Annotated in this window: 3 protein-coding genes; all 3 read left to right on the top strand. The window is 65.6% G+C overall.

Annotated elements, in window-relative coordinates; all coding sequences use genetic code 11:
- Positions 1–149: 149 nt before the first annotated feature.
- The 3 genes from UB31_RS22515 (at position 150) to UB31_RS22505 (ending at position 6093) form a co-directional block, all read left to right on the top strand.
- Positions 150–2237: an AsmA family protein gene (locus UB31_RS22515; RefSeq protein WP_045010195.1), complete on the top strand. Its 2088-nt coding sequence runs from the start codon at positions 150–152 to the stop codon at positions 2235–2237.
- A 240-nt stretch (positions 2238–2477) separates the two neighbouring features.
- Positions 2478–4925, top strand: coding sequence for an adenylate/guanylate cyclase domain-containing protein (locus tag UB31_RS22510; RefSeq protein ID WP_045012450.1), 2448 nt, complete (start codon positions 2478–2480; stop codon positions 4923–4925).
- Between the two features lie 340 nt (positions 4926–5265).
- Positions 5266–6093: a hypothetical protein gene (locus UB31_RS22505; protein WP_245305457.1), complete on the top strand. Its 828-nt coding sequence runs from the start codon at positions 5266–5268 to the stop codon at positions 6091–6093.
- Positions 6094–6095: the final 2 nt, after the last annotated feature.

The following is a 6095-nucleotide window of genomic DNA, read 5'->3' as shown; positions in this document are numbered from 1 at the left end:
GAAGTGTGTCATAAGTCACATAACTTTACAGCTCCCCCTGACTATTTTTGTCTGCTTGGAGCGGCTTCCCATCCCGGGATAAGCTCAGGCGCGAGGGACGGGTGACCGGGCGGGTTTCGACGCCGCTTGTCCGTCGTTGGAACGTCGACATGAGAGCAGTTAAATTCGCCGGCGCGGCGGTGGTCGCCGTCATCATCGTGATCGCGCTCCTGCTGGTGGTCGGGATCCCCTCGGGCTTCCTGACCTCGACGATTGCCTCGCGCGTCGAGCAGGCGAGCGGCTATCGCCTGTCGATCGACGGCACGACGAAGATCAGCCTGTGGCCGACGCTGAACGTCGCCTTGAGCGACCTCACGCTCCAGAACCCCAAGGATCGCAGCGGCATCACGCGCCTGACCATCGACCGCGTGCAGGTCGACATGTCGTTGTCCAGCGCATGGTCGGGCCATCCGAAGATCAGCGAGATCGTCGTCACCCATCCCGTGCTCTATTTGCCCATGCTGCGCGATCGCCTGCCGAATGCCGATGCATCGCCAGCGGCGCTTGCGCCCGACATGGATGGTGCGACCATCGACCGTTTCAAGATCAGCAACGGCGAAGTCGCATTCTCGCGCGTGCGCGATCGCGTCGACAGCCGCATCACGGCCATCAACGCCGACGCCATCATGGGCCGCGACCGCACGATCAAGGTCATCGGCACGGCGCGCATCAGCGAGCACCCGACCAGGTTCGACATCAAGGCGACCACGCCGGCGCCGCCGGTCGAGCGGCAGACCACGCCGGTGGATTTTGCCATCGACATGCCGGACGTGCTGTCGTCGCAGCTTGCAGGCCATGCCGAGCTGCGCCTCAACGGGCCGATGGTGATGATCAACGGCGTCAACGGCACGCTCGGCGATGGCGCCTTCAACGGCTGGGCCTCGGTCGATATTGCGAGCAAGCCTTTGGTGAAGGTCGATCTCGACTTCCAGCGGCTGACGATTCCGCTGGCAAAATCGCCCGAAGGCGCGACCGCGCAGCCCTGGAGCGATGCGCCGATCGATGTGTCCGGGCTCAATTATGTCGATGCGCAAATCAGGATCTCGGCCAACGAAGCCATCATCGGCCAGGCGCGCCTTGCGCCGCTGGCGCTCGATGCAAAACTCGCCGGCGGCATCTTGAAGACAGGCACCGCCAATCTCGGCGCCTATGGCGGCCAGGTCTCGGGCGAGATGATCCTCGATGCGACCAGCGGCGCACCGAGCTTTGCCATGCATTCCGACATCGTCGGCGTGCGGGCGCTGCCGCTGCTCCAGGGCCTTGCCGAGTTCGACCGGGTCGACGGCAAGATGCAAGCCAAGCTCGCACTGCGCAGCGCCGGCCCCAGCCAGCGCGCGCTGATGGCGAACATGCAGGGCACCGCCTTCGTCACTTTCCAGGACGGCGCCATCCGCGGCATCAATGTCGCACAGATGATCCGCTCGCTGACGACCAGCAAGCTGTCCGGCTGGCAGGACAGTGAGGCAGGGAGCACCGAGCAGAGCACCGATTTGTCGCAACTCTCCGCCTCCTTCCGCATCGACAAGGGCCAGGCGGTGACGACCGATTTCAACCTGGTCGGCCCGCTGGTGCGCATCACCGGCGCCGGCACCATCGCACTCGACACCAAGATGCTGGGCTTTCGCGTCGAGCCGAAGCTCGTCATGACCACCGAAGGCCAGGGCCGCACCTCCGAACCGGTCGGCTTCGGCATTCCCGTGATGATCTCGGGCTCCTGGTCGCAGCCGCAGATCTATCCCGACATGAGCGGCATGATGGACAATCCGGATGCCGCCTATGCCAAGCTGCGCGAGATGGGCAAGGGTCTGTTCGGGCCTGACGGCGCCGGGCTCGGCAACATGTTGAGCAATCTTGGTGGTAATTTCGGGCTCGGCGGCGCCGCGCCGGGCGGCGGCAACGCAGCAGGCAGCGCCAACCCGCAGATGAAGCTGCCGGGGCCGGACAGCCCACTCGGCCAGGCCATCGGCAATATGATCCAGCAAGGATTGTCCAACAGCCCTCTGTCCAACACCCCTGGAACCGGCATCCGCAGCCGCGGCCTGCCGGGAACACCGACCACGCCGGCACCGCAGCAGGCCTCGCCCGCGCCGCCGACCCAAGCCCCGTCGACCCAAGCCCAGCCGACTCAAGACCCGCCGGTCGCCCAGCAGGACAGCCAGCCGATGAACGACGTGATGCGGCAACTCTTTAATCGGTAGTTTTTGGACCAACACTTCCAGACTCCGAGGCGGTCCTTACACCCGCACCCCGTCCACTTCTTCATCCGAACGGATGAGAAGGACGGCTGCGGCATTTGGGCCGCCGCCGGCCATCCCCGCCCGTCCCTTGTCGGCTCCTTGCCCGCCCTTGCCGGTTCCTTGGCCCAAATTGTGATAGAAGATCGTAAGGGCCCGTGCGGCCCATAGCGCCGGCGTCCGTCGCGGCGCGAGAGGATCCGGATGGCAGGAGCGAAAGGCAAGATTCGGTTTCTGCGCGAGGGCCTGTTCGCCAAATACGTCGTCTCCCTCGTCGGCCTCGTCGTGTTCGTGCTTGCCGTCAACGGCGCGATGGAGACCTGGATCTCCTACCGCGCCACCACGACGTCGCTGACCGACGCCCTCGGGGACAAGGCGCAGGCCGCCGCAAGGCGCATGGAGCAGTCGGTCTCCGAGCTCGAACGCCAGATCAGCTGGGTGACACGGGCAAGCCAGGACACGCTCGAGAAGCGCCGCGCCGACTACGCCCAGCTGCTGCACCAGGTCTCGGTCGTCTCCCAGCTGTTCCAGCTCAACGGCGACGGCCGTGAGGTGCTGCGCGTCTCGCGCCAGTCGACCACGACCGGCAGTAATGCCGACCTCTCCCGCGACATGCGCTTCACCGACACGGTCGCGCGCGGCGTGAGCTATTCGCCGGCCTCTTTCGTCGATCAGAAGCCGGTGATATCGATCTCGGTGGCACATTCCGGCTTCAATGCCGGCGTCACCGTGGCCGAGATCGATCTCTCTTTCCTCTCCGACTACCTCGCCGATGCCCAGCTCGGCAAGGCCGCCTTCGCCTATGTGGTCGATGCACGCGGCCGCGTGCTGGCGACCTCGTCGAAGGGCCCCGATGTCGGCAAGGATCTGTCGAAGCTGCCGCAGGTCGCAGCCGCCATCGCCCCCGGCCGCGACGGCGATACGTTCGGCACCGACTTCAATGGCCATTCGGTGCTGACCGCGGCGAGCACCGTGCCGAAGCTCGGCTGGAACGTGCTGTTCGAGCAGCCGACCGCGCAGGCGCTGACGCCGATCCGCGACCAGCTCGTGCGCATTGCGTTGCTGATCGGCATGGGGCTGTTGGTCGCGATCCTCGCCGGCACGCTGCTGGCGCGCCGCATGATCATCCCGATCACGGCGCTGCGCAACGGCGCGCACAAGCTCGGCGAGGGCGACTTCAGCCACCGCATCGACGTGCACACCTCCGACGAGCTGGAAGAGCTCGCCGGCCAGTTCAACCGCATGGCCGGTCAGCTCCAGGAGACCTATACGGACCTCGAGACCAAAGTCGAAGAGCGCACCCGCGATCTCGCGCAGTCGATCAACGAGCTGAAGGTGCTGGAAGAGGTCGGCCGCGCGGTCGCCGCCTCGCTCGACCTCAACGCCGTGCTGCCGACCATCGCCGCCCGCGCGCTCGAGATCAGCCACGCCGATGCGGTGCTGATCTACGGCTATGATGCGGACGCGCGCCGCTTCGACCTGGTCGAGGCCAACGGCATCGACAAATCGGCTGACGGCGCCCACATCACGATCGAGGAAGGCGAGAATATTTTGAGCGATGCCGCCAGGAGCGGCGAGCCGATCGCGCTTGCCGATCTCGACCACGCGCCCGAGCAGCCGCTGCGCGACGCCGCGGTCGATGCCGGCTTCCATTCGGTGCTGGTGGTACCGCTGGTCGACCTGCAGGGCACGCTCGGCTCGCTGGTGGTGCTGCGCCGCGCCCGCGGCGCGTTCGAAGGCAGCCTCATCGGCCTGATGCGGACCTTCGCCAACCAGGCGGTGCTGGCGATGCGCAATGCGCGGCTGTTCACCGAAGTTGACCACAAGAGCCACGCGCTGGAGACCGCGCACGAGACCGTGCGCGACCAGGCCGACAAGCTGCGCGAGCAGACCGAGCAGCTCAAGGACTGGAACAAGTCGCTCGAAGAGCGCGTCGAGACCCAGCTCAGTGAGATCGAGCGGATCCGCAAGCTCGAGCGTTTCCTGGCGCCGCAGGTGGCGCAGCTGATCGCCTCCTCCGACAGTCCCGAGGGGCTGCTCACCAGCCAGCGCCGCGAGGTGACCGTGGTGTTCTGCGATTTGCGCGGCTTCACCGCGTTCACGGAAGCGACCGAGCCGGAGGAGGCGATGAACGTGCTGCGGGAATATCACGCCGCCCTCGGCACGCTGATCTTCAAATATGAGGGCACGCTCGACAAATATGCCGGCGACGGCGTCATGATCCTGTTCAACGCGCCGATCCAGTTCGAGGACCACACACGGCGTGCCGTGAAGATGGCGGTGGAGATGCGCGACACCATCGGCCCGCTGACCGAGCGCTGGCGCAACCGCGGCCATAGCCTCGGCTTCGGCATCGGCATCGCGCTCGGCTATGCCACGCTCGGCCAGGTCGGCTTCGAGCAGCGGCTGGAATATGCCGCGATCGGCAGCGTCACCAACCTCGCCTCCCGCCTCTGCGGCGAGGCCAAGGCCGACCAGATCGTGGTCAGCCGCCGCGTCTACGGCATCGTCGAGCAATGGGTCGAAGCCCGCGCGCTCGACGATCTCCAGCTCAAGGGCTTCAATCATCCCGTGCTGGCGATGGAGATCTTGTCCTGGCACGAGGAAGTGGAGAACGTGGTGGATGCCTCTGTGGCAAGGCGGAGGGGGTAAGTTCTTTGTGGAACGGTCAGCAGCGCAGACTGTTTCTCCACGTCGTCCCGGCGAAGGCCGGGACCCATACCGCGGAATCTATCGACTACATGAGGTAGAAGTACCGATCGACCAATCTTCGCCAAACTGCACCCTGTGGTTATGGGTCCCGGCCTTCGCCGGGACGACATTGGAGGTTGAGGCGCGGCGTTGCGAATGATCTCGCCTGCGAATTCCCCCACCTCTCCCACGAACCACCTTCCTCCTCCCCGCGACCAACGATCGCCTCAACGTCGAGGTGGAATCCGGATGGGAGATGATCGTGGCGTTTGGCTTGCCTTCGCGTGCGTATGATTTGCTGATGTTGGACCGTCCCGCTGAGCGTGCGCGCGACCATGGCTGGGTCTATGGCCTGCCGCCGGGAATCACGAGCGAGCAATGGCCGCTCGATCCCGTCACCGGCTATCCGCTGATGCACGGCTTTACGTTGAAACTGCCGGACGACTATCGCGTGCATGGCGAGGACATCGTCGCGGTGTCGTTCTTTGCCACGGCGCCCGACCACAATGATGGCGGCGCGCCTGACGATCCCGAGATTCGTGAAGCGGTGCAAGCGCGCCCCTCACATCCGCGCCTCTCCCGCATGACCGACATCCTCGATTACGAATATGCCGCGCTGCTGCTGACGGCGCGGGAGTATGACGGCGCATTCGCGACGCCGCCGGCGCCGCTTACGCTTGCCACCGCGGAGCGGCCGCGCTGGCTCGATGTCGGTGCCGCCAGCGCCTTCCATGAGGCCGCCGCGCCTTACGCCAAGAAGATGTTCGCCGGTCCGCCGCGCGCTGATCTCGCCGAGAACCGCGCGATTACGTCGACGCCGCGCGCGACCGATCCGAATGCCGGCAAGGGTCCGCAGGACGAGCACACCAGGCGCAACCCGCCGACCGGCTATCAGCCTTATTACTATTATGTCGGCGGCGTCCCGAGCCGCGACAATTTCCGCCTGCATGATTGGGGCAAGGACCACGCCCCCAACCATCTCGGCGGCACCATGCGGCCCTGCCAGCCCGTGCCGGAGATGAGCCCGTTCTACGTCGAGTTCGAGGAATATTTCGGCGGTTACAATTTCGGCGGCGGTAATGCGCAGCTCGATTTTAGGGATATGAAGTTCGACTGGGCGTGCGGGTAACG

Source organism: Bradyrhizobium sp. LTSP849 (assembly GCF_000938255.1).
Classification (GTDB): domain Bacteria; phylum Pseudomonadota; class Alphaproteobacteria; order Rhizobiales; family Xanthobacteraceae; genus Bradyrhizobium.
This window is presented reverse-complemented; position numbering and strand designations above follow the sequence as displayed.